This window comes from Phycicoccus sp. Soil803, assembly GCF_001429685.1.
In the GTDB taxonomy this organism is placed as follows: domain Bacteria; phylum Actinomycetota; class Actinomycetes; order Actinomycetales; family Dermatophilaceae; genus Pedococcus.
In genome coordinates this window covers 50,182-76,796 of record NZ_LMST01000001.1, presented here as the reverse complement: position 1 = coordinate 76,796, position 26,615 = coordinate 50,182, and the positions used below count along the sequence as shown (strand labels likewise).

Genomic DNA, 26,615 nt, shown 5'->3' with positions numbered 1-26,615 from the left:
GCGCGCTCGAGCCTGTCCTCGGCCATTGGGGTGAGGCGTGACGGTCAGAGCCGGTGCGCCGTCAGGTGGCTGCCCTGACCCCCTGACGCCGTCGCCGACCGGGTCTATCGTGCGAGTCATCCACTCCACGACGGACCCAGGAGCACGCGATGGCCTCTCGCCTCAACCCCTACATCCAGTTCAAGGACAACGCCCGCGCGGCGCTCGAGTTCTACCAGGGCGTCTTCGGTGGCGACCTCACCGTCAGCACCTTCGGCGAGTACGGCGACCCCAGCCAGCCGGGCGCGGACGGCATCATGCACGGCCAGCTGGAGACGCCGAGCGGCTACACGATCATGGCCGCCGACACCCCGCCGGGCATGGACCACAACCCCGGCAGCAACATCGCCGTCAGCCTGTCCGGCGACGACCCCGACGAGCTGCACGGCTACTGGGACAAGCTCTCCGACGGCGGCCAGGTCCAGGTGCCGCTCGAGCAGCAGATGTGGGGCGACGAGTTCGGCATGTGCGCCGACCAGTTCGGGATCGGCTGGATGGTCAACATCGCGGGCGCCCGCCCCGAGTCCGACGGCTGAGGGTCAGGGGCGGAGCCAGGCGGTCGCGTCGGGCGGCAGCTGACCGTCCTCGAGCGGGATGCTGGACAGCAGCACGCGGTCGGCCGGCACGTCCACGAGCTCCGTGGACAGGTTGACGACGCAGCGCAAGGCGTCGTCGCGGTCGAAGTCGAGGACGTCCGGCGCGGAGTCGCGCCAGGCCAGCCCGGCGGCATACAGGCCGGGGGTCTCGCGGCGCAGTCGCAGCACGTCGCGGTAGAGGGTCAGCATCGACGTGGGGTCGCCCTCCTGGGCCTCGACCGTGAGGTCGCGCCACGACTCGGGCTGCGGCAGCCACGGCGTCACGCCCTCGGGCGAGAACCCGAACGGCGGTTCCTGCCCACTCCACGGCAGGGGCACCCGGCAGCCGTCCCGGCCGCGCATCTCGCCGCCGCTGCGCAGGAACATCGGGTCCTGGAGCACCTCGTCCGGCAGGTCGTCGACGTTCGGGAGGCCGAGCTCCTCGCCCTGGTAGACGTAGGCGCCTCCGGGCAGCGCGAGCATGAGCATCGCCGCGGCCCGGGCGCGACGGGTGCCCAGGGCCAGGTCGGAGACCTCGCCGGCGCCGTCGGAGATGAAGTACGAGCTCGTCGTCGTGCGGCCGTAGCGGGTCACCGGACGGGTCTCGTCGTGGCTGGTCAGCACCCAGGTCGACGGTACCGCGATCGGTGCGAACGACGACAGCGTCGCATCGATGACGTCGCGCAACGGCCCGGCCTCCCAGGGTCCCTTGAGGTAGGGGAAGTTGAAGGCGGTGTGCATCTCGTCGGGGCGCAGGTAGGCGGCAAGCCGTTCGGGCGTGCTGACCACTGCCTCGGCGACGAAGGCCCGGTCGCCGTCATAGGTGTCGGCGATCGCCCGCCAGCGCCGGAAGATGTCGTGCACGGTGTCGACGTCCCAGTGCGGGTTGTCGTCCCAGTCCACGGTCCGGAACTGCAGCACCCCGCCGTAGTCGGCGTCGGGCAGGCCGGCCTTCTTCGACATCGCCGGCGCCGCGTCGATCCGCAGCCCGTCGACCCCGCGGTCGAACCAGAACCGCAGCACGTCGTCGAAGTCGTCCAGCACCGCCTCGTTGCTCCAGTCGAGGTCGGGCTGCTCGGGCGCGAAGAGGTGGAGGTACCACTGGCCCGGTGAGCCGTCGGGCTCGGTGATCCGTGACCAGGCCGGCCCGCCGAACGCGCTGATCCAGTTGTTCGGGGGCTCCTCACCGGAGTCGCCGCGCCCGTCGCGGAAGAAGTAGCGGGCCCGCTCGGGGGATCCCGGTGCGGCGGCCAGCGCCTCGAGGAACCAGGGGTGCTGGTCGGACGTGTGGTTGGGGACCAGGTCGATGATGACCCGCAGGCCCAGATCCCGCGCCTCGCGCAGCACCGCGTCGGCGTCGTCCAGGGTGCCGAACATCGGGTGTATGCCGCGGAAGTCGCTGACGTCGTAGCCCCCGTCCGCCATCGGCGAGGGGAACCACGGGGAGATCCACAATCCGTCCACGCCGAGGTCGGCGAGGTAGGGGAGCTTGGCCCGCAGGCCCGGGAGGTCGCCCTCTCCGTCACCGTTCCCGTCGGCGAAGCTGCGCGGGTACACCTGGTACATCACGGCGGAGCGCCACCAAGCCTCTGGCGTGCCCGCCTCCTCGTCGAGTGCCACACGCCGAACCTAGTGCCCTGCAGCGGCTTCCAACAGGGTGAGACCGAGCGGTCCTGTGGGCGGCCGCACCGGTGACCAGCGCACCACGCGCATCGGCGCCCGACCCGGTGGGTCGGACGCCGATGAGCGGGATGCCGAGGTCGTCGCGGACCCGGCGCAGGAGATCCACCGTCAGTGGACCACCACCGGAGGCACCCCTTGCTCGTCGAGCAGGTGCGAGGCCTCCCGCTTGCGGGGCAGGAAGTACGCGGGGATGAGGGTGAGGCTCACCAGGATGGCGGCCCACCAGTAAGTGTGCGCGAACGCACTCGCGGCCGCGACCGGCGCCTGCGCCGGGCTGGTCGGTGGGTTGTCCTTGAGGGCGTTCGTGAGGACGACCGAGAACAGCGCCACCCCCACCGAGCTCGCGATCTGCTGCGTGATGTTGAGCAGCGTCGACCCACGGGCGACTTCGTGGTGGGTAAGCGTCTTCAGGGCGGTGGTGAAGATCGGCATCATCGTGCCGCCCATGCCGAGCCCCATCACGAACAGCACCGGGATGAGGAAGCCCCAGTGCGAGGAGTCCGCCTCGATCTGGGTCAGCGCGAACATGCCGCCGATGATGAGGACGAGTCCGAACGGCACGATCCGCCCGACCGGGAACTTGTCGACCAACGTGCCCGCGATCGGCATGGTGAGCATGGCGCCGACGCCTTGGGGCGCGACCAGCCAGCCCGCGTTGAGCGGCGTCTCACCCTGGACCTGCTGGAGGAACTGCGGCACGAGCAGCAGGCCACCGAAGAACGACGCCGCGAAGATGAACATGGTGATGACCGAGACGGTGAGGTTGCGGTTCTTGAACAGGCGCAGGTCGAGGAGGGGGTGCTTGGGCCGGAAGCTGTAGAGCACGAACGTCACCATCAGGGCCAGGCCGACGAAGCCCGGGATGAGCACCTTGGCGTGGCCGATGCCGCCCTCGCCGGGGATCGACGAGACGCCGTAGAGGAATAACGCCAGCCCGGGGCTCATCATCAGCATGCCGACGAAGTCGAACGACTCGGACGGCTGCGGGTTGTCCTTGGCCAGCGCGAACTGGGCGTAGATCAGCGCGATGAGCCCGATCGGCGCGTTGATCAAGAAGATGTAGTGCCAGCTGAAGTGGTCGATCAGCCAACCGCCGAGGATCGGGCCGAAGATCGGGCCGAGCAGCATCGGCACGCCGAGGATGGCCATCAGGCGGCCCATCCGGGCGGGGCCGGCGGCACGGGTCATGATCGTCATGCCGAGCGGCATGAGCATGCCGCCGCCCAGGCCCTGCAGGACGCGGAAGCCGATCAGCATGCCGATGGACGTGGCCGCGGCGCACAGGACCGAGCCGAGGGTGAACAACAGGATCGCCAGCATGTAGAGGCGCTTGGTGCCGAACCGGTCGGCCGCCCAGCCGGACAGCGGGATCACGGTCGCGAGCGCGAGCGTGTAGCCGGTCACCGTCCACGCGACGCTGGAGTAGGCGAGTGGCTCGCCACCGAAGGCCGTCTGGAACGTGCGCAGCGCGACGTTGACGACGGTGATGTCGAGGATCGACATGATCGCTCCGAGGACCACGACGCCGGCCACCTTGAGGACGGCAGCGTCGATCTTCTCGGGGTATTCCACGGGTGTCGTGGCAGGTGCTGACACTGGGAGTCCTCTCGGAACTGGCCTGAGCTGACAGGCAGATGGTTCAAGCGTGTGGTCGCGCCCCCCGCTCCGTTGCGTGACGCACGAAAAAGCCTAGACCCGCTGACCGACAGTCGACACGTGGATTTCTCCGCGTGATGTATCGCTGCAGGTGGGAGGGGGTCAGGCGTCGCCGGCCGCCTCGAGCGCGGCGATGTCGAGCTTCTTCATCGTCATCATCGCGGCGAAGACGCGGGCCGCGCGGTCGGGGTCGGTGGAGAAGATCGCGTCCCAGTCCTGCGGCACGATCTGCCATGACAACCCGAACTTGTCCTTGAGCCAGCCGCACGGTCCCTCCTCGCCGCCGTCTGCCGTCAGCGCGTCCCAGTAGTGGTCGATCTCCGCCTGGTCCGCGCAGTCGACGGTGATCGAGATGGCCTCGTCGAAGGTGAACTGGGGCCCGCCGTTGAGCCCGACGTAGGGGACCCCGTCGAGCTCGAACGCGACGGTCAGCACCTCCCCAGCCCGCTCCCCGCTGTCGTCGGGGTAGCGGGCGACGGTGCCGATGGAGGAGTTCGGGAAGACCGAGGTGTAGAAGGTCGCGGCGTCCTCCGCCTGGCGGTCGAACCAGAGACAGACGTACTGGCGTGGCATGGCGTGCTCCTCAGGGTCGGGGGTGGGTCGGGTATGACTGGTGTGGGATAGACCGCCACCGGCCCCGGAACTCATCGCGCGGTCAGCTTCGCCTCGGATGCGCACTCATGACGACACTCCTCGCTGAGGGGCACTTGCGGATCCTCTGGGCAGTCAGACGTATGAGGTGTCAGAGGGTGACGGCCCCTGGCTGGACACGCTCGGCGGTCCGTCCGCGTCCCGGCAGAGATCGGAGCCAGAGCCCGGGTATGCCGTAGCGTCGCCACCGTGGCCCCGTCACCTCCGTCGCTGCTCACGGCACCGCGCTCCGACGCCGACGTCCCGGCATACTGGCGCGCGCTGGGGCTGCCCGGACTCGCCGACATCCACGTGCACTTCCTGCCCGAGCCGGTGCTCGCGAAGGTGTGGGCCTACTTCGACCAGGCGCAGGAGCACTACGGTCAGCCGTGGCCGATCCACTACCGCGACGACGAGCCCACCCGGATCGCGACGCTGCGCGCGCTCGGGGTCCGTGCCATCCCCGCCCTCGCCTACCCCCACAAGGCCGGCATGGCGCAGTGGCTCAACGACTGGTGCGCCGACTTCGCGACCCGAGTCGACGGCGCGGTGCACTGCGCCACGCTCTTCCCCGAGCCCGGCGTGGGCGAGCAGGTGCAGCGCTCGCTGGAGTCGGGGGCGCGGCTGTTCAAGATGCATGTGCAGGTCGGTGGCTACAGCCCGGACGACCCGCTGCTCGACCCGGCCTGGGACGCGCTGGAGCGGGCCGGTGTGCCGGTCGTCCTGCACGCGGGGTCGGCGCCGAAGGAGGGCGCCTACACCGGGCCGAAGGCCGTCGCGGCAGTCCTCGACCGCCACCCACGGCTGACGTTGGTGGTGGCCCACCTCGGCATGGGGGAGTACGACGCGTTCGCCGACCTCGTCGAGCAGTTCCCGCGCGTGCACCTCGACACGACGATGGCCGGCACCGACTTCAGCAACCGGTTCGCCCCGCTGTCGCCGTCCTACGTCGAACGGCTCGGCGCCCTCGGCGACCGGGTCGTCCTCGGCTCCGACTTCCCCAACATCCCCTACCCTTACGCCCACCAGGTCGAGGCTCTGCACCGGCTCGGCCTTGGCGACGAGTGGATGCGGAAAGTGTTGTGGCACAACGGTGCCCGACTCCTCGGGTTGGAGGTCGACGATGCCTGACGTCCCCGACGCCGGCGCCCTCGCCGCGGCCCTGCGCAGTCTGTATGCCGTGCCGCCCGAGGAGTTCATGGCCGAGCGCAAGCGCCTGGTCGCCGCCGAGAAGGCGGACGGCGACCCCGCCGTGGCCAAGGAGATCGGCACCCTCCGCAAACCCAGCCTCGCTGCCTGGGCGGTCAACCTCCTGGCCCGCGAGGCGCCGGACCTCGTGGACGGCCTGGCCGACCTGGGCGGCCGGATGCGCGCGGCCCAGGGCCGGCTCGACACCGACACCCTGACCTCGTTGCGCCCCGAGCGTGACCAGCTGCTCAAGGAGGTCGTGCGGACGACGGTGCAGCTCGTCGCCGACGCGGGACGCACCTGCAGTGCGGCGGCGCAGCAGGACGTGCGGGCGACGGCGATCGCCGCCCTCGCCGACGAGCAGGCGATGGCGGCCGTGGCGTCGGGTCAGCTCGCGCGGACGTTGTCCTACAGCGGTTTCGGTGAGGTGGACCTCGCCGAGGCGGTCGTCCGCACCACGTCGGGCGCGATCCTCTCCGTCGTGCCGGGAGGCGGAGGTGGCAGGCCCGCCCGCGGCGACCGACCCGACGGCGGCGACGAGGCAGACGGCGACGAGGCCGACGAGGCCGACGAGGACACCGGCGACGCGGGCGACGAGGCCGACGAGGAGCAGCTCCGCGCGGCGCTCGAGCAGGCCGAGAAGCAGCTCGCCGCAGCGGAGTCCGACGTCACCCGGGCCCGGGAGCGAGCGGAGGAGACCCGCGAACGGCTGGCGGTCGTCGAGCGCCAGCTGGCCAAGGCCCGCGAGGCCGACGAGCGGGCGCTCGAGGCGGTGACCGACGCGGTCCGGGCGCGCAAGGCCGCCGAGGCCACCCGGCATACCGCGCAGGAGGCACTCGACCGGGCACGGTCGGACGGCTGACCGCCGACGGCTGCCGGGACGCGACCGACCGCGAGGGCGGGTACGTTGGCCGGACGGAGGTGGCCAGATGGCGCAGGAGCAGGTGGGAATCGACCCGGAGGTCGAGCCGAGCGGGACCGGATGCGTGGAATGCCTTGCGGTGCAAGGGTGGTGGGTCCACCTGCGTCGGTGCGCGCAGTGCGGACACATCGGGTGCTGCGACTCGTCGCCAAGTCAGCACGCGAGCCACCACTTCGAGGAGACCGGCCACCCGGTGATGGCCAGCTTCGAGCCGGGGGAGGACTGGTTCTGGGACTTCGCCCGGGAGCGGGGCTTCCGCGGCCCACGGTTGGCCGACCCGCAGAGCCATCCCGAGGACCAGCCCACCCCGGGTCCGGCGGGGCGCGTCCCGGCCGACTGGCAGAGCCACATCCACTAGTCGCGAGGACAGCCGCGCCACCCGTTCGCCTCAGGGTCGACCCTGAGAGTGACTAGTCACACCGAGGGTCGATCTGGGTATCTGCCCCCATGTACGGGGGTGCCCTGAGCCGGGACGGTTGACTCATGGCCCTCCAGACCGAGCTGATCCCGCCCACGGCACTGACCGCACCACTGCGGCNCCCGCCGCGCTCCTGGGGGAGGACGCGGCGGGCGGGGGGCCGCCAAGCTGCTCGTGACGGGCGCGCTCGCGACCGGCATCGTCGCGCTGGCCCTGCCCAAGGTGGCCGGCGCCGAGTGGGCCGACATCGCGACCGCGCTCAAGGGCCTGACCGTCGGCCAGCTCGCGGTCCTCACCGTCCTCTGGCTGGCCGGGCTCTGGGTGCAGACCCCCGCGCTCACCGCAGCCCTCCCTGGGCTGTCGCACCGCAGGGCGCTGATGCTCAACCTCACCGGCTCGTTCGTCTCCAACCTGCTGCCCCTCGGTGGCGCCGCCGGCACGGTCGCGAACTGGCGGATGGCGCGGTCGTGGGGCTTCGAGTCCCCGGCCTTCGCGCGGTGGGCCGTCCTGACCAACCTCGTCGACACCCTCCTCAAGTTCGTCCTGCCGGGGCTCGCGCTCGTCTGGCTGGGCGTCGCGGGGGTCGAGGTGTCGAGCAGCGTCAGTACCGCCGCCTACGTCGGGCTCGGCCTGCTCACCGCAAGCATCGCCGCCGTCTGGCTGGTGGCCCGCGACGACCGCGCGGTGCGGTGGCTCGGCCGGGTCGCCGACCGCGTCGTGGCCCGCGTCCACTTCCTGCCCAAGGCCGACGAGGGGTACGCCGAGCGCGCCGCGTCGTTCCGCCGAGAGAGCGCCGGGCTCGTCGCCGCAGGCTGGGGGCGGATGGTCGGCGGCAAGCTCGCGTATGCCGCGCTGCAGGCCGTGCTGCTCTGGGCCTGCCTGCGGGTGGTGGGCGCCGACGTGCACCCCGCCATCGTGGGTGCGGCCTTCGCGGTGGAGCGGATCCTGACCATGGCGGCGATCACACCCGGGGCCACCGGCATCGTCGAGCTCGGGATGACCGGGGTGCTCGTGGCGTTCCACGGCGAGCCGGCCACCGCTGCCGCGGGCGTCCTGCTCTACCGCGCGTTCATCTTCGGCATGGAGATCCCGGTCGGCGGGCTGTCGATGCTGGCCTGGTCACTCCGCCGCCGCAGCCTGGCCCTCGCCGCCTGACGGACCCCCGCACGCTCGGGTCTTTGATGGCTTGACCCCACCAGGGCGTGGTCAAGCCATCAAAGACCCCCGGGTGGGACCAGTCAGGCGGTCCGTTCGAGGAGGACCGCGAGGACGGCGGCCTGGGTCCGCAGCCGCGCGGCATACTCCCCGAGCCCGCCGGCCTCCGACTCCTCCGCGGCGTGGATCCGGTCCTGCCGTTCGCGCTCGACGATCTGGCGGACCTCGTCCTGGCTCAGCTCTCGCCGTGGGGCTTCCGTGGCGCCCAGCCCGACGGCCGCACCGGCGATCGGGCCATCGGTGAGCGGCGCGGCGTCGTCGACCGGCACGGCCTCGGCGTTCGCGATCGCAGCGAGGGCGGCCCGCACCACGGACACGGTGTCCTTGTCGCCCACCCGCATCGCGGGCAGCAGCGAGGACTGCAGCAGGGCTCGCAGGTCGGCACTCACACCCCGATCCTCGCACCGGCTCAGGGGGTGGTGGACGTGAACCCGCGCAGGCGGAGGCTGTTCGTGACGACGAACACCGACGAGAGAGCCATGGCGGCACCGGCGATCATCGGGCTGAGCAGGCCGAGCGCGGCCAGGGGGATCGCGGCGACGTTGTAGGCGAAGGCCCAGAACAGGTTACCGCGGATGATCCCGAGGGTGCGACGGGCCAGCCGGATCGCGTCGGGGGCCGAGCGCAGGTCGCCCCGGACCAGGGTGAGGTCGCTGGCCTGGATCGCCACGTCGCTCCCGGTGCCCATCGCCAGCCCGAGGTCGGCCTGCGCCAGCGCGGCCGCGTCGTTGACGCCGTCGCCGACCATCGCGACCGTGCGCCCCTGCTGCTGGAGGCGTCGGACGACCTCGACCTTCTCCTGCGGCAGCACGTCGGCGACCACCTCGTCGATGCCGACCTGGTCAGCCACCGACCGCGCGGCGGCCTCGTTGTCCCCGGTCAGGAGGATCGGGTGCAGCCCCAGCGCACGAAGCTGCGCCACGGCGGCCGCCGAGCTCTCCTTCACCGTGTCGGACACGACGAGCACGCCCCGGGCCAGCCCGTCCCACGCGACCACGACGGCGGTCGCGCCGCGTTGGTGGGCCGACTCCACGGCATACCTGAGGTCGTCGGGGACGGCCACCGCGCGCTCGGTGAGCATCCGTGGCCGGCCCACGAGGACCGCGTGCCCCGACACGCTCCCCGAGACGCCGAGCCCCTCGCTGTTGGCGAACCCCTCGACCCCGGGCAGTGCGCCGGCCGCGAGGGCGGCTTCGGCGACGGCGCGCGCGACGGGGTGTTCGGAGGCGTCTTCGATTGCACCGGCCAGGCGGAGCACGTCGGCCGCGTCCTCGCCGTCGGCGGGCACCACGTCGGTGAGTGACATCCGACCGGTCGTCACGGTGCCGGTCTTGTCGAGCAGCACGGTGTCGACCTGGCGGGTGGACTCGAGCACCTCGGGCCCGCGGATCAGCAGGCCGAGCTGGGCGCCGCGGCCGGTGCCGACCATGAGGGCGGTCGGCGTCGCCAGCCCGAGGGCGCACGGGCAGGCAATGATCAGCACGGCGACGGCGGCGGTGAAGGCAGCGGTCCAGCCGGCGCCGGTGCCCACCCAGAAGCCCAGGGTGGCCGCCGCCAGGAGGATCACGACGGGCACGAAGACGCCCGAGACGCGGTCGGCGAGCCGCTGCACCTGCGCCTTGCCGTTCTGCGCGTCCTCGACGAGCGTCGCCATCTGGGCGAGCTGGGTGTCGGCGCCGACCCGCGTGGCCCGGACGACCAGGCGGCCCCCGGCGTTCACGGTGGCGCCGACGACAGAGTCGCCGGGGCCGACCTCGACCGGCACGGACTCACCCGTCACCATCGTGGCGTCGACGGCCGAGGTCCCGTGCTCGACGGTCCCGTCGGTGGCGATCTTCTCGCCCGGGCGCACGACGAACCGCTGGCCGACGACGAGCTGCTCCACCGGGATCCGCTCCTCGCGGGCGTCTCCCTCGCCGCGCAGCACCGCGACGTCCTTGGCCCCGAGCTCGAGCAGCGCCCGCAACGCCGCGCTGGAGCTGCGCTTGGCGCGGGCCTCGGCATAGCGCCCGGCCAGGAGGAAGGCGGTGACGCCGGCCGCTGCCTCGAGGTAGATGTTGCCGGCGCCGTCGGTGCGTTCGAGCGTGAACCGGAACGGGTGGGTCATCCCCGGGACGCCAGCAGTGCCGAGGAACAGCGCGTAGAGCGACCAGCCGAACGCCGCCAGCGTGCCGACCGACACGAGGGTGTCCATCGTCGTCTGCCCGTGCCGCAGGCTGGTCCACGCGGCCCGGTGGAACGGCCAGCCACCCCACACGACCACTGGCGCGGCCAGGACGAGGGAGGCCCACTGCCAGTAGTCGAACTGCCACGCCGGCACCATCGCCAGCACGACGACGGGCACGGCGAGGGCCACCGAGACGAGCAGCCGCTGACGGAGCAGGGCGGTGGGGTCGGCCTCGGCCCCGGGGCCGGCGGCCGCGTCGGCGCGGGCGACGACCGGGAGGGACGCCGTGTAGCCGGTGCGCTCGACCGTCGCGAGGAGGTCGTCGGTCGAGACCGTGGCCGGGAAGCTGACCTTCGCCTTCTCGGTGGCGTAGTTGACGGTGGCCGTGACGCCCTCGATCTTGTTGAGCTTCTTCTCGATCCGCGTCGCGCAGGAGGCGCAGGTCATGCCCCCGATGACGAGCTCGACCGAGTCCGCCTCGACGGGCCCGGGCGCGGCGGTGGTGTCAATGGCCATGAGCCGGCGCCTCCTGCCCAGCAGTGACGGTGAACTCGGCGGTCCGCACGACGCCGTCGTGCTTGAAGTCGAGGTACAGCCGGTACGTGCCGTCGCTCGGGGCGGTGGCGTGGAACACGATCGCCGGCCCCGGCTCCGTGCGGCCGTCGCCGGGGGCGCCGTCCGGGTGGACGTGCAGGTACGCCAGGTCGCCCTGGCGCAGGGCCACGAGGTGCCCGTATGCCGCGAGGTAGGGCTGCAGGTCGGTCACCGGGGTGCCGTCCCGGCTCACCGACAGCGTGAGCCGGGAGTCGTGTCCCGGGGTCAGCCTGCCGTCGAGCGTGACGGTGTAGCCATCGACGACTGCCGTGCTCGACGGGGCCGGCAGGGGAGTGGGCATCAGGGGGCCGGAAACCAGCAGATCGGCGCCCAGCGTGAGCGGCCCGACCGCACCGGCGGGGTCGAAGTCGGCGAAGACGCGCCAGCTGCCCGGCGCCAGGCTGGTCGGCACGGACCAGGTGCCGTTGTGGTCGAGCCGCGGGTGCAGGTGGGCGAAGCCGCTCAGGTCGCGCCGCGCCAGGATGAGGTGCAGGTCCTTGTCGTGCGTCGTCGTGTAGCTGCGCAGGGGCTGGTTGTCCGGACCGAGGATGCGGAAGCTCAGCGCGCCGTCGTCGACGGGTTCGGCGATGGGGTGGTCGAGGACCAGCCGGTAGCCGTCCTGCGCGACCTGCAGGCCGCCCGGGACCGCCTCGGCCGCGGCGTCCCCGCTCGCGGCGGCACCGTGGTCGGCAGCCGGGCTGGTCGCGACCGCCCCGCCGTGGCCGTGGCCGGCTGCGTTCGGTGCCCCGGTCGCGGAGGTGCGGTCGGCGGCTCGGTCGGCACCCGGCACACCGAGGTCGGCGACGCGACCGATGCCGAAGGCGGCTCCGAACGCCACGGCGACCCCGGCGCCGAAGGCGGCGACGCGGGTGACGGCGTTCACGTCGCCAGGCTGTAGTCGCCCGCCTCGTCGAGGGCCGCGGCGACCTCAGCAGGGGTGAGCTCGCGTGAGGTCTCGACGCTGACGGCCGAGGTGCCGCCCGCGACGAGGTCGACGGTCACGCCGGACACGCCGTCGAGGGCGCTGAGCTCCTCGGTGACGGCGCTCGCGCAGTGGCCGCAGGTGAGTCCGACGACGTCGAAGTTCTGGGTGCTCATGGGGGTGCTCCTTGGGTGTCAGGGTGGTCGGGTCAGGACCGGACGAGCCGGGCGATCGCGTCGGAGGCCTCGCGGACCTTGTCCTGGGCCTCGGGACCGCCGCGGCGCGCGGCGTCGACCACGCAGTGCTCCAGGTGCTCCTCCAGCAGCTCCAGCGAGAACGACTGCAGCGCCTTGGTGGCGGCCGACACCTGGGTGAGGATGTCGATGCAGTACTTGTCCTCCTCGACCATCCGCTGGAGGCCGCGGACCTGCCCCTCGACCCGGCGCAGCCGCTTGAGGTGGCTGTCCTTCTGGTCGTGGTACCCGTGGTGCGTCTCGGTGTCAGCCATACGCACACCATACCCCCCTATGGTATCTAGTCAACCCCCTGCCCCCTCACAGGAACCTTTGCTAGCAAACAACAGTGGATGGCGGACAGGTTCCAACCTGTCCGCCATCCAGCAGTCCTTGCTAGCAAAGGTTCCTCGCGGAGGCCCCTTGCAGGGTCGTCAGCGCATCGGGTCGAACGGCTTGAGCTGCTCGACCTGCTTGCCGGTGACCATCGTCTCGGCGAGGAGGCGACCGGTGACCGGGCCGAGGGTGATGCCCCACATGCCGTGGCCACCGGCGGCGAAGACGCGCGGCGACTTCGTGGCACCGATCAGCGGCAGGCCGTCGACGGTGCAGGGGCGCGAGCCGACCCACTCGTCCTGGCGGTTGTCGAGGTCGGCGCCGCGCAGCAGCGGGCGGGCGGCCTCGGCGATGGCCTGGATGCGGCGCTGGTCGAGAGCGGCCTCGGGCTTGCGGAACTCCATCATCCCGGCGACGCGGAGGCGGTCACCGATCGGCGTGCAGGCGACGCGCTGGGCGGGGAAGTAGACCGGGCCGTTGGGCACGTGGTCGATGGCGACCGAGAAGGAGTAGCCGCGGCCGGCCTGCACGACGTTCTTCACGCCGAACTGCCTCGCGAGCTTGCCGAGCCAGGCGCCGGTCGCGAGGACGGCGGCGTCGAACTCCTCGACCGAGCCCTCCGCGGTGGTGACGACCACGCCGGTGCCGGTGTCGCGGATGTCGGCGACGGTGGCGGCGTCCATGATCTTGCCGCCGCGCGCCCGCACCGAGTCGGCGAGGGCGTGCACGTAGGTGCCCGGGTCGATGAAGCGCTGGCCCTTGAGCAGGATCGCGGCGCCGATCTCGTCGGACAGGCTCGGCTCGATGGCGCGGGCCTGGTCACCGGTGAGGGCGTCGAACTCGATGTCCTGGCCGGCGGCGTGGATGTGCTCGATCTCCTCGAGCAGGGTCACCCGCTCGGCCTCGGTGCGGTAGGACGCGAGGAACGACTTGGCCTCACGGGTCTCGGCCGGCACGCCACCGTCACGCAGGAGGTCGAAGCTCTCGAGCGACAGGTCGTTGACCGGCACGAGCGAGCCCATCGCCTTCTTCCACTGCTTCATCGTCGAGTTCCTGGTGAACCCGGTGACGAACTTGAGGAACTTGGGGTCGGCACTCGGCGGCACGTAAACCGGCGAGCTCGGCGACAGCACGGCGCGCAGCCCGTACTTCAGGACGGCCGGCTCCGGCAGCGGCGTCGCGATGCCGGGGGTCAGCCACCCGGCGTTGCCCCACGACGAACCCGCGGCGACACCCTCGCGGTCGAGGACGGTCACCTCCACACCGTGCTCCTGGAGGAACCAGGCGGTCGACAGACCGACCATGCCGGCGCCGACGACGGCGACGCGCTGGGGGACGGGGAGACCTGCTGCAGTGATGGGAGCCATAGATCGAGAGTGACAGCGCAGCCGGTATGCCGCCTTGGGCCGGGCGCATGAATGCCACGACGAGACTTGTGCCGGGAGCACAAACAGGAGCACCCTGAGCAGGTGCTCGCTGTCACCGACCTCGTGGCCACCCTCGGGGGCCTGCTGACCCTCGGGGTGCCGCATCCGGGTGCGGAGGTCGACGACCTGACCATCGCCGAGCCCGGCCAGGGGATCGTGGGCCAGCCGGGCGACCTCGTCCTCGGCGTCGGCATCGAGTCGGCCGAGTCGGCGGCCGACCTCGTGCGGCGGGCCGCCGAGGCGGGTGCGGGTGGCGTCGTGCTGCGGCGTGGCATCGCCCGGCGACGCACCGTCCGGGACCGGGCCCGGCGCAGCGGGATCGCGCTCGTCGAGCTCGCGGAGCAGGCGTCGTGGGCCCACCTGGTCTGGCTCCTCCGCGGCGTCATCGACCGCGCCGCCGTGGGGCCCGGGCGCCGTGAGGACGCCCCCGTGCAGGACGACCTGTTCGCGCTCGCCGACGCGGCCGCCGCCCTGGTCGACGCCCCCGTGACCATCGAGGACGCCCAGTCGCGGGTGCTGGCGTACTCCTCAAAGCAGGACCTCACCGACCCGGCCCGCGTCTCGACCATCGTCGGCCGGCGAGTGCCCGACGAGGTCCTCGCGACCTTGCGGGCACAGGGCGTCTTCCGCCGGCTCGCCCGGTCCCCCGAGCCCGTCTTCGTCCCGGCCTCGGGTGGCACCAAGCCCCGCCTGGTCATCCCCGTGCGCGCGGGGGGTGAGTGGCTCGGCTCGATCTGGGCCGTGGTCGAGGAACGCCCCCCGGCCGCCCTCGTGACCGAGCTGGTCCAGACCTCCTCGGTGGTGGCGTTGCACCTGCTCCGGCTGCGGGCCCAGGCCGACCTGTCCCGCCGGGTCGCCGCCGACCGCCTGCGCGGCGTCCTGGCCGGCAACACCAGCGGCGCCGCCGACTGGCTGCCGGCCGGTCCGTGGCGCGTCGTCGCCCTGGGCGGCGAGGGTGACCCGGTGCGCCTGCTCGACCTCTGGGAGTCGGTCTGCCGGCGGCACGCCTGGAACCAGCCGCTGCTCGCCGACCTCGACGGCCGTGGGTATGCCGTGGTGCGGGACAGCGACGAGACGTCACCCGGGACGTGGGCCTGGCTGGTCGGCGTGGTCGCGCAGGCCCGTGCCGAGTCGCTGGCGCTGACCGCGCGGGCCGGCCGCCCGGCATACGCACCGGGGGAGCTGGAGCGCTCGCGCGGTGAGGCGCAGGAGACCGACCGGGTCGTGGATCCGGCCGTGGCCGTGGCCGCGCACGAGGAGGTGTGGGCCGAGGTCACCATCGCCCGGGCCGCGGGCACGCTGGTCGGAGCCCCCCTCGGCCCACTCGCGGTGCTGCGGGAGCACGACGCCGAGCAGCACAGTGACTACCTGCGCACGCTGGCCGCCTGGCTGGACCATCCCGGTGCGCCCACCAGCGCCGCGCGCTCGATCCACGTGCACCCCAACACGATGCGCTACCGGATGGCCCGCATCGCCGACCTCGCTGGGCTCGACCTCGACGACGCCACCGTGCGGCTCGCCGTGCGACTCCAGCTCGCCGCGGCCGGTCAGTCGTTCCAGTAGTTGTCGTGGTAGCGCATGAACTCGTCGCGTTCCTGGTCGGTCAAGGTCTCGCCGGCGGCGACCCGGGCGAGGCCCTCGAAGTAGGCCTCGCGAGGGGCACCGGGCGCGAAGTGCAGCAGCATCGACGCCGGGCCCGACTCGTTGTGGAACCCGTGCAGCCCACCCGGCGGCACGTGCACGTAGTCACCCGGACGAGTGGTGTTCCAGCCCTTGCCGTCGAAGATGCTCACCTCACCGGACAGCACGTAGAAGGACTCGGCGAGGGTCCTGTGGAAGTGCGAGTCGGGGCCTGACCGCGGCCCCGCGAACTCCCACCGGTAGAGGCCGAACAACCGTCCGGTGGACTCGCCGGTCGACAGGTAGTGCACCCGGTTTCCGTTGGGGTAGATGACATCCGGCTCCGCGTCGCTCAGGCGGATGGTCGCGCTGACCTCACCCGTGGTGCCGTCGTAGAGCGGCGGTGGATAGCTCATGCCTGCCATCCTGCCCGGGCGGCCTCGAGCGCGCGACGGCTGCGTGCAGCGGGGGCGGCGCCGGCGTCAGACCGCGACGGCGGCCGGGAGCCGGTGCAGCGCGTCGACGAGTGGAGCCAGCTCCGGGGTCTGCTCGGCCTGTCGGATGGTGTCCTCGAGCACGCGGTCATGCGTCGGCCGGGCCGCCTCGAGGAGCTTGACCCCGGAGCGGGTGAGCTCGGTGTAGATGCCCCGACGGTCGTCGGCGCAGAGGATCCGCCGGATCAGCTTGCGGTCCTCGAGCCGGTTGACCAGGCGCGTCGTCGCACTGTTGGACAGTGCCGCCGCGCGGGCCAGCTGCGACATCCGCATGTGCCAGCCGTCCTGTCGGGAGAGGGCGTCGAGCACGGTGAACTCCACCACCGACAGGTCGTGGGCGCTGGTGAGCTCACGCTCGAGCGCCGACTCGATCAACCCGTGCAGCGCGGCGAGGGTCCGCCAGCCCTGGGCGCGCACCTCGACGGCATCGTCTGCGATTCCCATGTCTGCATCATAACCCGCATTTGCAACAACCCGCGCGTGCAACTACCTTGCTGCATACGCTGGTTGTTGCACACGCGGCATACCGGCTCGGGAAACCTCGAGACCACGAGACCCGACACCCCGACCGCACGGAAAGGCACGACATGCCCCTCGGACTCCTCGCCCTCGCCATCGGGGGCTTCGGCATCGGGCTCACCGAGTTCGTCATCGCGGGGCTGCTGCCCGACGTGGCCGCGGACTACGGCGTCGACGAGGCCGCGGCCGGCTGGCTGATCTCGGGCTATGCCCTGAGCGTGGCCGTCGGGGCGATCGGCCTCACCGCGGCGGTCACCCGGTTCAACCGCAAGCACGTGCTCACCGCCCTGATGGTGCTCTTCATCGCGGGCAACCTCGTCTCGGCGAACGCCCCCACCTACGAGGTGATGCTCCTCGGGCGGATCCTGGCGGCGCTGACCCACGGCGCGTTCTTCGGCATCGGCTCGGTCGTCGCCGCCAGCCTGGTCGCACCGGAGAAGAAGGCCGGCGCGATCGCGATGATGTTCGCCGGGCTGACCACGGCCAACGTGCTGGGCGTGCCCTTCGGCACCCTGCTCGGACAGCAGCTCGGGTGGCGCGCGACCTTCTGGGCGATCAGCGTGATCGGCGTGCTCGCCCTCGTCGGCATGGCCACCCTCGTGCCGTCGCAGCCGATGTCGGCCGCTGACGCGGGGCTGCGCGGCGAGCTGGGGGCGTTCCGGTCCGGTCAGGTGTGGCTGTCCCTGCTCGTGACCGTGCTCGGCTTCGGCGGGATGTTCGGCGCCTTCACCTACATCGCCTACACCCTCACCGAGGTGTCCGGCTTCGCGTCCTCCACCGTCCCGTGGCTGCTGGTGCTCTTCGGGGTCGGCCTCTTCGTCGGCAACTGGGTGGGTGGACGCGCGGCCGACCGCTCAGTCCCCGGCACGCTCACCGTGATGCTCGCGACGCTCACTGTCGTGATGGGCGGCTTCGCGCTCACCGCCTCCTCGCCGGTCCTGGCCGTGGTGGGGCTCGTGCTCATGGGTGGCTTCGGGTTCGCCACCGTGCCGGGGCTGCAGATGCGGATCATGACGTATGCCGGCTCGGCACCGACCCTGGCCAGCGGCGCCAACATCGCGGCGTTCAACGTCGGCAACGCCGCAGGTGCGTGGCTCGGCGGGCTCACCATCACCGCAGGGCTCGGCTATGCCTCGACCATCTGGGACGGTGCCGCGCTCAGCCTCGGCGCCCTGGTGGTGCTGCTGGTCGCCGAACGCCTCGCCCGCCGCTCGTCCGCCACCTCTGAGCCTCGCCTCGAGCCGGTGGCATCCGCGAGTCTTTGACGGGTTGACCCCACCCGGGCGTGGTCAACCCATCAAGGACTCGGCTCGTGGGTCGGGTCAGGAGGGGTGGAGGCTGGCCAGCAGGGTGGCGTAGCGGTCGAGGACGGCGGTGCCCTCGCCGGTGACGGGTGGGTCGAGGGTGGCCTCGTACCTGACCTCCCACTCGGGCGGGTGGTCGTCCCCGCCCAGCACCCACGCGGCCTGGCGGGCGGCGCCCAGCCCGACGTACTCACCGGGCTCCGGGATCGCGACCGGCACGCCGAAGAGGCCGGGCGCGACGGCTCGCACCGCGGCCGAGGCGGCGGCCCCGCCGATCAGCACCACGCGCTCGACGGGCAGGCCGAGCCGCCGCACGTCGGCCACCCCGGCGACGAGGTTGGCGAGCATCCCCTCCACCGCGGCCCGGGCGAGGTTCTCCGGGGTGGCGTTCGCGCGGGTGAGGCCCCCGAGGGTGCCGGTGGCGTCGGGCAGGTTGGGGCTGCGTTCGCCGTCGAGGTAGGGGAGCAGCGTCAGCCCACCCGCCCCGGGCGCGGCCGCGAGGGCGAGCCGGTCGAGCCCGGCGAGGTCGGTGCCGAGCAGCTGGGCGGCAGCGGTCAGCACCCGGGCCGCGTTGAGGGTCGCCATCAGCGGCAGGTGGCCGCCGGACGCACTCGCGAACGACGCGATCAGGCCGTTGGGGTCGGCCACCGGCCGGTCGGCATCGGCAAAGACGGCGCCGCTGGTGCCGAGGGAGACCACGACGTCGCCAGGGCGCAGCCCCAGCCCGAGCACGGCCCCGGCGTTGTCGCCCGTGCCGGGTCCGACGACCATCCCGAGATCGGTGCGGCCCGCGACCTCGTGGGGCCCCAGGACTGTGGGCACCCCGAAGACCCGTCCGAGGGCGAGCTCCTGGAGCTCGGGGAGGTAGGAGTTGTCGGTGCTGGAGAAGTAGCCGGTGCCGGAGGCGTCACCGCGGTCGGTGGTGTAACGCTCGAAGCCGTTGCCCTGCTTGAGGATCTGCGCGGTCAGCCAGTCGTGCGGGAGGACCACGTCGTGCACCCGCGCGGCATTGTCGGGCTCGTGCTCGGCCAGCCACCGCACCTTGGTCACGGTGAAGCTGGGGACCAGGGCAGACCCGGTGCGGCGCACCCACTCCTGCGGCCCACCCAGCTCGTCGGTGAGGTCACGGGCGGACTGCGCGGAGCGGGTGTCGTTCCACAACAACGCCTCCCGCACCACCGCACCGGACTCGTCGAGGGCGCACATGCCGTGCTGCTGCCCACCGACCGCGATGCCGGCGACGTCGTCGAGCAGCCCGTCGGCCGTCGCCGTGGTGAAGGCGTCCCACCACCGGTCGGGGTGCACCGACGTGCCGTCAGGGTGCGGCGCCCGTCCGGAGCGGACGATCTCACCGGTCGCGGCGTCGCAGACGACGACCTTGGTCGACTGCGTGGACGAGTCGACACCCGCGACGAGGGTGCGAGGGGCGTCGGGCATGAAGGCCTCCGGGACGGGCGGGCAGGGCGACCGTAGGGTCGGCACGAGATGCGCTGCTGGTGGTGCCGGTCAGGCTCTCACGCCCGGCCCGTCACCGCCTCCGTCGACATCCCGGGCCTGGTTGACTGTCGCTCAGATGAGCGCGATGATGCGCAAACGAGTTCGTCGAGCATGTCGGCGCACCCCGGACCCTGTCAATGGGAAGGACGGACACGTGGAGGACGACGGACCCGCCGAGCTCGTGATGCTCGCGGCGGTCGCGCGCCGCCACTACCTCCAGAACCAGTCGAAGGTCGAGATCGCCGACGAGCTGGGGATCAGCCGTTTCAAGGTCGCCCGGATGCTGGAGGCCGCCCGGCAGCGGGGCCTGGTCCGGATCGAGATCGTGCGGCAGGGGTCGCTCGACGTCGACCTGTCGGCGCGGCTCCAGGAGCGGTTCGGACTTGCGCACGCGGTCGTCGTCGACACCGCCGATGCCGACCCGGGAGCCGTGCGTCACCAGCTCGGCCGGGCGGCCGCCGACCTGCTCGCCGAGGTGCTCGTCGAGGGTGACGTGCTGGGCCTGCCCTGGTCGCGCAACGTCAATGCGATGGTCGGCGCCCTGACCAGCCTTCCGCGCGTCGACGTCGTGCAGCTGACCGGGGCGATCGCCCTCCCTGACCTCGACAGCAGCGCCGTGGACATCGTCCGCCGCGCAGCACGCGTGTCCGGAGGTAGGGCATTTGTCTTCTATGCGCCATTCGTCCTGGACAGCAAATCCAGCGCCGATGCGCTGCGCCGTCAGCCGGCCGTCGTGGACGGCCTGGCTCGGGCCTCCGGCGTGACCAAGGCCGTCGTCGGCATCGGCGGCTGGCAGCCGGGCGAGTCGACGATCCATGACCTCCTCGACGCGGCCGAGCAGCGCGACCTGACCGCCCGGGGAGTCATCGGCGAGCTGGCTGGCATCTTCTTCGATGCGAGCGGAAAACCGTTGCGCCCCAAGGTCGCTGCGCGTCTCATCACCATGGACCCCGACGACCTGACCCGGGTCCCGGAGGTCATCGCGGTGGTCTCCGGAGCCTCGAAGTCGACGGCCGTGCACGCCGCGCTCGACGGTGGGCTGGTGCAGGGACTCGTGGTCGACGCGACGCTGGCCGACGTGCTGCTCGCGGGCTGACCCACCCCCTCGACGCACCGGTCAGTCCGGCGGTTCGTCAGTCCGCTCCTGGCCCGCAAACCCCGTCGCGTTTGGTCGCCCCGGAAATCGGGTAGATGGCACGTAACCGACCAACAACGCGAACGGCACCTCTTGCACTATTCGCTCGGGGGTGGCATGGTCGAAACAGATGTAAGCGCTTTCAACGATGAGAGAGGCAGACCTGTGGCGACCGGTGCGACGCAATCCAACGGGACGACGATCTACTCCGTCGCCGAGCGCGCCGGGGTCTCGATCGCCTCCGTCTCCCGCGTCCTGCAGGGCTCCACCGCGGTCTCCGAGAAGACCCGCAAGCGCGTCCTGGACGCGGCCGAGGAGCTCAAGTACGTGCCGCTCGCTGCGGCCCGCAGCCTCGCCGTGCGCCACCACGAAGCCCACGGGCTCGTGCTGCCGGAGCTGTCCGGTCCCTACTACTCCGAGCTCCTGATGGGCTTCGAGTCGCGGGCCGCCGACCTCGGCCAGAGCGTCGTGCTCATGCTCGCCGAGGGCAAGGACAACCTCCCCGCGGCGGTCCGCAAGCTCGCCACCCGCGTCGACGGCCTCGCCATGCTGGGTTCGGCGGCCATCCCCGAGAGCACCGTCACCGCCCTGCACGGCTCGAAGCCGGTCGTCCTGATCGCCGGCGACCCGCGCACCGACGTCGACACCGTGACCTCGGAGAACACCCACAGCGCCGAGGAGCTCACCAGCCACGTCCTCGGGCACGGTCGCCGCACCCTCCGCTTCGTCGGTGACCCCGACTCGGGTCCCGACGTCCGAGACCGGTATGCCGGTTTCCTCGCCGCCCACTCGGCGGCCGGCCTGACCGCCGCGGAGCCGCTGCGCATCTCGCTGCGCGAGGCGGACGGCACCGCCCTCGCCGACCGGATCCTGTCCGGCGACCTGGCGACCGACGCCCTCGTCTGCGCGAACGACGAGCTCGCCCTCGCCCTGATCAAACGGCTGCGCGAGGGCGGCACCAGGGTCCCCGACGACGTGGCCGTCGTCGGCTGGGACGACGTGATGACCGCGCGGTACATCGAGCCCGCGCTGACCACCGTGCGTCAGCCGGTGCGAGAGCTCGGCGCCCAGGCGGCCGAACGGCTGCACCAGCGTGTCACCGGCGGCAGCGTCGAGGCCGGCCCGCTGGTGATCCCGACCCACCTGGTCCTCCGGTCGTCGTGCGGCTGTGCCCCCGGCCACCGCCCCGACCCACCGGACTGAGCCGCGGACTCCGCAGTCCGTCCCACCCCCAGTCCACCTCCCGTAATCCCCGCCCCCGATGAAAGAGAGAACCCCGATGAGACGCACCCCCGCCCTGGCGGTCGCGACGATCGCCGTCGCAGCGCTCACCCTGACGGCCTGTGGCCGTGGTGACGCAGGCTCGACCGCAAGCGAGACAGGCAAGGACGTCAGCGCAGGCAAGGCCACCGGCACCATCACGGTGTGGGCAATGGGCGCCGAGGGCGAGAACCTGCCCAAGCTCGCCAAGGAGTTCGAGGCAGCCAACCCCGGCGCCAAGGTGAACGTCACCGCGATCCCGTGGGACGCGGCATACCAGAAGTTCACCACCGCGATCACGGCCGGCACGACGCCGGACGCCGCCATGGTCGGCACCACCTGGATGGGTGAGTTCGCCGGTAACGACGCGCTCGACCCGACGCCCCCGTCGATCGACAAGTCGGTCTTCTTCGAGGGCGCCCAGAAGACCACCGAGGTCAACGGCACCTCGTTCGGCGTGCCGTGGTACGTCGAGACCCGGCTGGTCTACTACCGCACCGACCTCGCGAAGAAGGCCGGCATCACCACGCCGCCCACCGACTGGGACGGCCTGAAGTCGATGGCCAAGGCCATGCAGACCAAGGCGGGCGCGAAGTACGGCATCGGCCTCCAGGCCGGCGGTGTCGGCTCGTGGCAGTCGATCATGCCGTTCGGCTGGTCGAACGACGCTGACCTCACCAAGGACGGCGGCAAGGCCTACAACTTCGACAGCCCGCAGGTGCTCGAGGCCGTGAAGTACTACCAGAGCTACTTCAACGAGGGCATCTCCGACAAGGCTGCGCCGGCGACGCCGACCACCGAGCCCGACTTCAAGAGCGGTCGCGTGCCGATGTTCATCTCGGGCCCGTGGATGATGTCCGCGGTCGAGAAGGTCGGTGTGAAGAAGGACCAGTACGACGTCATGCCGATCCCGGCGAAGACCAAGTCGTCGTCGTTCGTGGGTGGGTCCGACCTCGTCGTGTTCAAGAAGTCCAAGCAGCGCGACACCGCCTGGAAGTTCATCCAGTGGCTGAGCGACCCGAAGACCCAGGTCAAGTGGTACTCGATGTCGACCGACCTCCCCGCCGTGAAGTCGGCCTGGCAGGACCCGGCACTGACGGCTGACAAGAAGCTGGCCACCTTCGGCAAGCAGCTCGAGACCGCGCAGGCCCCGCCGAGCTTCCCGACGTGGGAGCAGGTCGTCGCGAGCTTCGACACCGAGATGGAGAAGGTCACCAAGAAGGGCGCCGACCCCGCCGCGGCACTGAAGAGCGTGCAGCAGCAGGCTGACTCGATCGGCACCGGCCAGTAGTCATGGCCACCACCACCGAGGTGACCCCTCGCGGGGAGACGGGCGAGACCCGCCCGTCCCCCCGTGGGGGTGGTGCCGCGAGGCGGGCACTCCGCGAGGGGCCGGCAGCCTGGATGCTGGCGCTGCCGTTCTGCCTGCTGTTCCTCGTCTTCACCGCGTGGCCGGTGGTCCAGTCGCTCTTCATGAGCCTCACCGACACCAAGTCACGCGACCTGCGGAGCCCGTTCGCGGTCAACGTCGTGGGCTTCGACAACTTCACCAAGGCCTTCTCCGACCCTGTGTTCCGCAAGGCGGCCCTCAACACGGCCTACTTCGTCGTGATCGGGATGCCCCTGACGCTGGGCATCGCGCTGGCAGCGGCGGTCGCGCTCGATCGCGGCATCACCAAGTTCCGGTCGGCGTTCCGCCTCGGCTTCTACCTGCCGGTGATCACCTCGATCGTCGCGGTGGCCGTCGTGTGGCGGTTCCTCCTCCAGGAGGAGTTCGGCCTCATCAACACGGTGCTCGGCTGGGTGGGGATCACCGGGCCGAACTGGCTCGGCGACCCCAACTGGTCGATGCCCGGCCTGATCCTGATGGCAGCGTGGCGCAACTTCGGCACCGCGATGATCATCTTCCTGGCCGGTCTGCAGGGTGTGCCGTGGGTGCTCCACGAGGCCGCCTCGATCGACGGTGCGAGTGCGTGGCAGCGGTTCCGGCACATCACGCTGCCGATGCTGCGCCCGACGATGTTGTTCGTGTCGGTCACCACCTCGATCGGCTACCTGCAGTTCTTCGAGGAGCCGTTCGTGATGACCAACGGTGGCCCGCTGAACAGCACCATCTCGATGTCCATGTACACCTACAAGCAGTTCGGCTTCGGCAACTACGGCTATGCGGCCTCGATGAGCTACATCATCTTCGTCGTCATCGCGATCGTGGCTGCCATCCAGTTCCGCCTGCTGCGTGACAACACGTGAGGTCGTCATGACTGGAATGAACACTCGCGGCCGGGTGCTCCTCTACGGACTGCTCACCGTCCTCCTCGTGGTCGTCATCGCACCCTTCGTGTGGATGATCCTGGGCAGCTTCAAGACCCAGGGCGAGCTCCTGCAGAGCCCGCCGACCTGGTGGCCGGAGACGGTCACCCTCGACAACTACACCCAGCTGTTCTCACGGCTGAACTTCAAGCAGTACTTCTTCAACTCGACGGTCGTGGCGGTCTGCGTCACCGCGGGCAACCTGCTGTTCTGCTCGATGCTCGGATACGCCCTGGCGATGCTCGACTTCAAGGGCAAGAAGATCCTGTTCATCGTCGTGATGGGCACCCTGATGATCCCCGGCGTCGTGACCTTCGTGCCGCTGTTCGTCCTGGTGGCCAACATCGGGCTCATCGACACCCTGCCCGGACTGATCCTCCCGTTCCTGGCTGCGCCGTTCGGCGTCTTCCTGATGCGCCAGTTCTTCCTGGGCCTGCCCCGCGACCTGCTCGACGCAGGTCGGGTGGACGGTGCCGGAGAGCTGCGGATCTTCCGGCAGATCTTCCTGCCGCTGGCCGGACCGGCGCTGGCAACGCTGGGCATCCTGACCTTCCTCGGCAGCTGGAACAACTTCCTGTGGCCGCTGGTCGTCGCCCAGCAGGAGAAGACGTACACGCTGCCGGTGGCGCTCGCGCTCTACTCCACCGGTCAGAACTCGACGCAGTACGGCTTGCTCCTCGCCGGAGCCACGGTCGTCGTCGTCCCGGTGCTGGCGATCTTCCTGGTCTTCCAGCGCCGCGTGATCGAGGGAATCGCCACCACCGGCATCAAGTAGCAACACCCCGCTCGGCAGCAAGTGAAACCAACCCCTGATTGGAGCCTCACCCATGGCCACCCCCCAGCTCGTCCTCCCCGCCGCCACCCGCCGACAGCTCCTCGTGGGAGCCACGGCGCTGGCCGCGACCGGCCTGACCGCGGGTCGCGCCTCGGCCGGGACCTTCGCCGCGCCTGCGGCACCCGCCGCACCGGCATACCTCGCGTCGACCTCCTCGGCGGCCGCGCAGTCCGCGCGCGTGCACGGCTGGGCCACGGACACCTGGCGCAGCCTGGTGGCCATGACCGACCCGAAGACCGGGCTGCCCGCCGACAACATCGCCGAGTCGCTGGCCGCCGGTGACCGGTCCGGCTACACGTCGCCCACCAACATCGGCGGCTACCTGTGGTCCGCCGTGGTGGCGCGCGAGCTCGGCATCATCTCCAGGGCCGAGTGCACCAAGCGCCTCGTCCAGACCCTGAACACGTTGCTGCGCATGGAGCACCACGAGCCGAGCGGCATGTACTACAACTGGTACGACGAGGCCACCGGCGAGAAGCTCACCACCTGGCCCACCGACGGCAGCCGGGTCGACCCGTTCCTCTCCAGCGTCGACAACGGCTGGCTCGGTGCGGCGCTCAGGGTCGTGATGACGTCCGACAAGGGTGCCGCGCCCCTGGCCAACCGGCTGTTCAGCCGGATGCGCTGGGACAGCTTCTACGACCCGAACGCCTCCCGGAAGCCGGGCCTGATGCACGGTGGCTTCTTCGTGGTCCAGCCGCCCGACCGCACCGATGGCTTCTACGGCAACCACATCGGCATCGGGCCCGACGTCTGGCTCACCAACCACCACTACGACACGACCGTGTCCGAGACCCGCATCACCAGCTACCTCGGCATCCTCACCGGCCAGGTCCCGAAGGAGCACTACTTCGCCATGTGGCGCACCTTCCCCGCGACCTGCGACTGGTCGTGGCACGAGATGCAGCCGGTCGGCGAGAACCGCACCTACTTCGGCGTCGACGTCTACGAGGGCGCCTACACGTACCGCGGCATGCACGTCGTCCCCGGCTGGGGCGGCAGCATGTTCGAGGAGCTCATGCCCGACGTGTTCGTGCCGGAGTCGAGCTGGGCCCCGCGCTCGTGGGGTCTCAACCACACCCTGCACGTCCGCGCCCAGCGTGAGTACGGCCTCAGCGAGACCGGCTACGGCTACTGGGGCTTCTCACCCTCGAGCAACCCGATGGGTGGCTACCGCGAGTTCGGGGTCGACCAGCTGGGGATGAAGCCCGATGGGTACCTCTCGGACATCGACACGACGGACCCGAAGTTCGTGGGCACGAACTACGACGCCGGGTTCGGCGACTGTCGCGAGGGCATCAACCCGAACCCGGCCTACCGCGACGGCGTCGTCACGCCGCACGCGGCCTTCCTGGCGATGATGCACGAGCCCGACCAGGCCTTCACGAACCTCGCGAAGATCCAGGACGAGCTCAAGGCCTACGGCACCGGCGGCTTCTTCGACGCGGTCGCGGTCAAGTCCGGCCTGATCGCCCGCCGCTACCTGTCGCTCGACCAGGCCATGGTCATGGGCGCGATCGGGAACGTCTTGGCGGACAACGTGATCCGCCGCGCGTTCAGCACCGCCGACGTGGAGCGGGCGCTGCGTCCGGTCATCGGCGTGGAAGAGTTCGGAGCCGGAATCGCCTGACCCCCC

Annotated in this window: 25 protein-coding genes; 13 read left to right on the top strand and 12 right to left on the bottom strand. The window is 71.2% G+C overall.

All coding sequences use genetic code 11. From position 1 onward, the window contains the following. Positions 1-149: 149 nt before the first annotated feature. Positions 150-575, top strand: a complete 426-nt coding sequence (locus ASG95_RS00325) for a VOC family protein (protein ID WP_056921427.1) — start codon at positions 150-152, stop codon at positions 573-575. A gap of 3 nt (positions 576-578) precedes the next feature. On the opposite strand, the gene ASG95_RS00320 is transcribed toward ASG95_RS00325, so the two are convergent. The 3 genes from ASG95_RS00320 to ASG95_RS00310 form a co-directional block, all read right to left on the bottom strand. Continuing rightward, a complete protein-coding gene (locus ASG95_RS00320; protein ID WP_057378643.1) occupies positions 579-2,180 on the bottom strand; it encodes a glycoside hydrolase family 13 protein in 1,602 nt (533 codons plus the stop codon). A gap of 225 nt (positions 2,181-2,405) precedes the next feature. Then, positions 2,406-3,893 carry a DHA2 family efflux MFS transporter permease subunit gene (locus tag ASG95_RS00315; RefSeq protein WP_056921428.1) on the bottom strand — a complete coding sequence of 496 codons (1,488 nt, stop codon included), beginning with the start codon at positions 3,891-3,893 and terminating at the stop codon, positions 2,406-2,408. 162 nt (positions 3,894-4,055) lie between these two features. Next, positions 4,056-4,526, bottom strand: a complete 471-nt coding sequence (locus ASG95_RS00310) for a VOC family protein (RefSeq protein WP_056921429.1) — start codon at positions 4,524-4,526, stop codon at positions 4,056-4,058. Between the two features lie 267 nt (positions 4,527-4,793). Here ASG95_RS00310 and ASG95_RS00305 point away from each other — a divergent pair, with 267 nt between their 5' ends. From ASG95_RS00305 to ASG95_RS22285, 4 genes are all read left to right on the top strand, one after another. Then, positions 4,794-5,714: an amidohydrolase family protein gene (locus tag ASG95_RS00305; protein ID WP_235543193.1), complete on the top strand. Its 921-nt coding sequence runs from the start codon at positions 4,794-4,796 to the stop codon at positions 5,712-5,714. Further along, positions 5,707-6,633, top strand: coding sequence for a hypothetical protein (locus tag ASG95_RS00300; RefSeq protein WP_057376140.1), 927 nt, complete (start codon positions 5,707-5,709; stop codon positions 6,631-6,633). The genes ASG95_RS00305 and ASG95_RS00300 overlap by 8 nt, the downstream gene beginning before the upstream one ends. A gap of 67 nt (positions 6,634-6,700) precedes the next feature. After that, complete coding sequence (locus ASG95_RS00295) at positions 6,701-7,051, top strand: UBP-type zinc finger domain-containing protein (RefSeq protein WP_056921431.1); 351 nt, start codon at positions 6,701-6,703, stop codon at positions 7,049-7,051. A gap of 234 nt (positions 7,052-7,285) precedes the next feature. Then, positions 7,286-8,266 carry a lysylphosphatidylglycerol synthase transmembrane domain-containing protein gene (locus tag ASG95_RS22285; RefSeq protein ID WP_057376139.1) on the top strand — a complete coding sequence of 327 codons (981 nt, stop codon included), beginning with the start codon at positions 7,286-7,288 and terminating at the stop codon, positions 8,264-8,266. A gap of 83 nt (positions 8,267-8,349) precedes the next feature. Here ASG95_RS22285 and ASG95_RS00285 read toward each other — a convergent pair whose 3' ends face one another. The 6 genes from ASG95_RS00285 to ASG95_RS00260 form a co-directional block, all read right to left on the bottom strand. Next, positions 8,350-8,715 carry a hypothetical protein gene (locus tag ASG95_RS00285; RefSeq protein WP_200961852.1) on the bottom strand — a complete coding sequence of 122 codons (366 nt, stop codon included), beginning with the start codon at positions 8,713-8,715 and terminating at the stop codon, positions 8,350-8,352. A 20-nt stretch (positions 8,716-8,735) separates the two neighbouring features. After that, positions 8,736-11,009: a cation-translocating P-type ATPase gene (locus ASG95_RS00280; RefSeq protein ID WP_057376138.1), complete on the bottom strand. Its 2,274-nt coding sequence runs from the start codon at positions 11,007-11,009 to the stop codon at positions 8,736-8,738. Continuing rightward, positions 10,999-11,970: a hypothetical protein gene (locus ASG95_RS00275; RefSeq protein ID WP_057376137.1), complete on the bottom strand. Its 972-nt coding sequence runs from the start codon at positions 11,968-11,970 to the stop codon at positions 10,999-11,001. Before ASG95_RS00275 ends, ASG95_RS00280 begins: the two co-directional genes overlap by 11 nt. Then, positions 11,967-12,185 carry a heavy-metal-associated domain-containing protein gene (locus ASG95_RS00270; RefSeq protein WP_056921435.1) on the bottom strand — a complete coding sequence of 73 codons (219 nt, stop codon included), beginning with the start codon at positions 12,183-12,185 and terminating at the stop codon, positions 11,967-11,969. The genes ASG95_RS00275 and ASG95_RS00270 overlap by 4 nt, the downstream gene beginning before the upstream one ends. A gap of 32 nt (positions 12,186-12,217) precedes the next feature. Continuing rightward, entirely contained in the window at positions 12,218-12,517 is a 300-nt protein-coding gene (locus ASG95_RS00265) for a metal-sensitive transcriptional regulator (RefSeq protein ID WP_056921436.1), read from the bottom strand. Positions 12,518-12,676: 159 nt separating this feature from the next. Further along, a complete protein-coding gene (locus ASG95_RS00260) occupies positions 12,677-13,945 on the bottom strand; it encodes an FAD-binding oxidoreductase (RefSeq protein WP_057376136.1) in 1,269 nt (422 codons plus the stop codon). Positions 13,946-14,047: 102 nt separating this feature from the next. On the opposite strand from ASG95_RS00260, the gene ASG95_RS00255 reads away from it, so the two are divergent. Beyond that, on the top strand, positions 14,048-15,568 hold the full coding sequence (locus ASG95_RS00255; RefSeq protein ID WP_235543191.1) for a CdaR family transcriptional regulator: 1,521 nt from the start codon (positions 14,048-14,050) through the stop codon (positions 15,566-15,568). Here ASG95_RS00255 and ASG95_RS00250 read toward each other — a convergent pair. Both ASG95_RS00250 and ASG95_RS00245 read right to left on the bottom strand, forming a co-directional pair. Further along, the gene (locus ASG95_RS00250) at positions 15,553-16,041 is read right to left on the bottom strand and encodes a cupin domain-containing protein (protein WP_057376134.1); all 489 of its coding nucleotides are present in this window, start codon (positions 16,039-16,041) and stop codon (positions 15,553-15,555) included. The genes ASG95_RS00255 and ASG95_RS00250 overlap by 16 nt on opposite strands. Positions 16,042-16,107: 66 nt before the next feature. Continuing rightward, entirely contained in the window at positions 16,108-16,563 is a 456-nt protein-coding gene (locus ASG95_RS00245) for a MarR family winged helix-turn-helix transcriptional regulator (protein ID WP_056921440.1), read from the bottom strand. A 143-nt stretch (positions 16,564-16,706) separates the two neighbouring features. Between ASG95_RS00245 and ASG95_RS00240 the strand changes: the two genes are divergently transcribed. Beyond that, positions 16,707-17,903: an MFS transporter gene (locus tag ASG95_RS00240; RefSeq protein WP_057376133.1), complete on the top strand. Its 1,197-nt coding sequence runs from the start codon at positions 16,707-16,709 to the stop codon at positions 17,901-17,903. A 57-nt stretch (positions 17,904-17,960) separates the two neighbouring features. On the opposite strand, the gene ASG95_RS00235 is transcribed toward ASG95_RS00240, so the two are convergent. After that, the gene (locus ASG95_RS00235; RefSeq protein ID WP_057376132.1) at positions 17,961-19,379 is read right to left on the bottom strand and encodes an FGGY family carbohydrate kinase; all 1,419 of its coding nucleotides are present in this window, start codon (positions 19,377-19,379) and stop codon (positions 17,961-17,963) included. A 214-nt stretch (positions 19,380-19,593) separates the two neighbouring features. Between ASG95_RS00235 and ASG95_RS00230 the strand changes: the two genes are divergently transcribed. The 6 genes from ASG95_RS00230 (at position 19,594) to ASG95_RS00205 (ending at position 26,609) form a co-directional block, all read left to right on the top strand. Beyond that, entirely contained in the window at positions 19,594-20,535 is a 942-nt protein-coding gene (locus tag ASG95_RS00230; RefSeq protein WP_162257501.1) for a sugar-binding transcriptional regulator, read from the top strand. Between the two features lie 204 nt (positions 20,536-20,739). Further along, positions 20,740-21,777 carry a LacI family DNA-binding transcriptional regulator gene (locus ASG95_RS00225; RefSeq protein WP_056921443.1) on the top strand — a complete coding sequence of 346 codons (1,038 nt, stop codon included), beginning with the start codon at positions 20,740-20,742 and terminating at the stop codon, positions 21,775-21,777. Between the two features lie 76 nt (positions 21,778-21,853). After that, the gene (locus ASG95_RS00220; protein ID WP_056921444.1) at positions 21,854-23,125 is read left to right on the top strand and encodes a sugar ABC transporter substrate-binding protein; all 1,272 of its coding nucleotides are present in this window, start codon (positions 21,854-21,856) and stop codon (positions 23,123-23,125) included. A gap of 2 nt (positions 23,126-23,127) precedes the next feature. Then, a complete protein-coding gene (locus ASG95_RS00215; RefSeq protein WP_057376131.1) occupies positions 23,128-24,084 on the top strand; it encodes a carbohydrate ABC transporter permease in 957 nt (318 codons plus the stop codon). Positions 24,085-24,091: 7 nt separating this feature from the next. Continuing rightward, positions 24,092-24,919 carry a carbohydrate ABC transporter permease gene (locus tag ASG95_RS00210; protein WP_056921446.1) on the top strand — a complete coding sequence of 276 codons (828 nt, stop codon included), beginning with the start codon at positions 24,092-24,094 and terminating at the stop codon, positions 24,917-24,919. Positions 24,920-24,971: 52 nt separating this feature from the next. Continuing rightward, positions 24,972-26,609, top strand: coding sequence for a glucoamylase family protein (locus tag ASG95_RS00205; RefSeq protein WP_057376130.1), 1,638 nt, complete (start codon positions 24,972-24,974; stop codon positions 26,607-26,609). Positions 26,610-26,615 lie beyond the last annotated feature (6 nt).

Excerpts from the sequence above, each read along its gene's own strand:
- ASG95_RS00325 (WP_056921427.1), top strand. The coding sequence starts at position 150 with ATGGCCTCTCGCCTCAACCCCTACATCCAGTTCAAGGACAACGCCCGC.
- ASG95_RS00320 (WP_057378643.1), bottom strand. The coding sequence starts at position 2,180 with ATGTACCAGGTGTACCCGCGCAGCTTCGCCGACGGGAACGGTGACGGA.
- ASG95_RS00310 (WP_056921429.1), bottom strand. The coding sequence starts at position 4,526 with ATGCCACGCCAGTACGTCTGTCTCTGGTTCGACCGCCAGGCGGAGGAC.
- ASG95_RS00300 (WP_057376140.1), top strand. The coding sequence starts at position 5,707 with ATGCCTGACGTCCCCGACGCCGGCGCCCTCGCCGCGGCCCTGCGCAGT.
- ASG95_RS00295 (WP_056921431.1), top strand. The coding sequence starts at position 6,701 with ATGGCGCAGGAGCAGGTGGGAATCGACCCGGAGGTCGAGCCGAGCGGG.
- ASG95_RS00280 (WP_057376138.1), bottom strand. The coding sequence starts at position 11,009 with ATGGCCATTGACACCACCGCCGCGCCCGGGCCCGTCGAGGCGGACTCG.
- ASG95_RS00270 (WP_056921435.1), bottom strand. The coding sequence starts at position 12,185 with ATGAGCACCCAGAACTTCGACGTCGTCGGACTCACCTGCGGCCACTGC.
- ASG95_RS00265 (WP_056921436.1), bottom strand. The coding sequence starts at position 12,517 with ATGGCTGACACCGAGACGCACCACGGGTACCACGACCAGAAGGACAGC.
- ASG95_RS00260 (WP_057376136.1), bottom strand. The coding sequence starts at position 13,945 with ATGGCTCCCATCACTGCAGCAGGTCTCCCCGTCCCCCAGCGCGTCGCC.
- ASG95_RS00250 (WP_057376134.1), bottom strand. The coding sequence starts at position 16,041 with ATGAGCTATCCACCGCCGCTCTACGACGGCACCACGGGTGAGGTCAGC.
- ASG95_RS00245 (WP_056921440.1), bottom strand. The coding sequence starts at position 16,563 with ATGGGAATCGCAGACGATGCCGTCGAGGTGCGCGCCCAGGGCTGGCGG.
- ASG95_RS00240 (WP_057376133.1), top strand. The coding sequence starts at position 16,707 with ATGCCCCTCGGACTCCTCGCCCTCGCCATCGGGGGCTTCGGCATCGGG.
- ASG95_RS00235 (WP_057376132.1), bottom strand. The coding sequence starts at position 19,379 with ATGCCCGACGCCCCTCGCACCCTCGTCGCGGGTGTCGACTCGTCCACG.
- ASG95_RS00220 (WP_056921444.1), top strand. The coding sequence starts at position 21,854 with ATGAGACGCACCCCCGCCCTGGCGGTCGCGACGATCGCCGTCGCAGCG.
- ASG95_RS00215 (WP_057376131.1), top strand. The coding sequence starts at position 23,128 with ATGGCCACCACCACCGAGGTGACCCCTCGCGGGGAGACGGGCGAGACC.
- ASG95_RS00210 (WP_056921446.1), top strand. The coding sequence starts at position 24,092 with ATGACTGGAATGAACACTCGCGGCCGGGTGCTCCTCTACGGACTGCTC.
- ASG95_RS00205 (WP_057376130.1), top strand. The coding sequence starts at position 24,972 with ATGGCCACCCCCCAGCTCGTCCTCCCCGCCGCCACCCGCCGACAGCTC.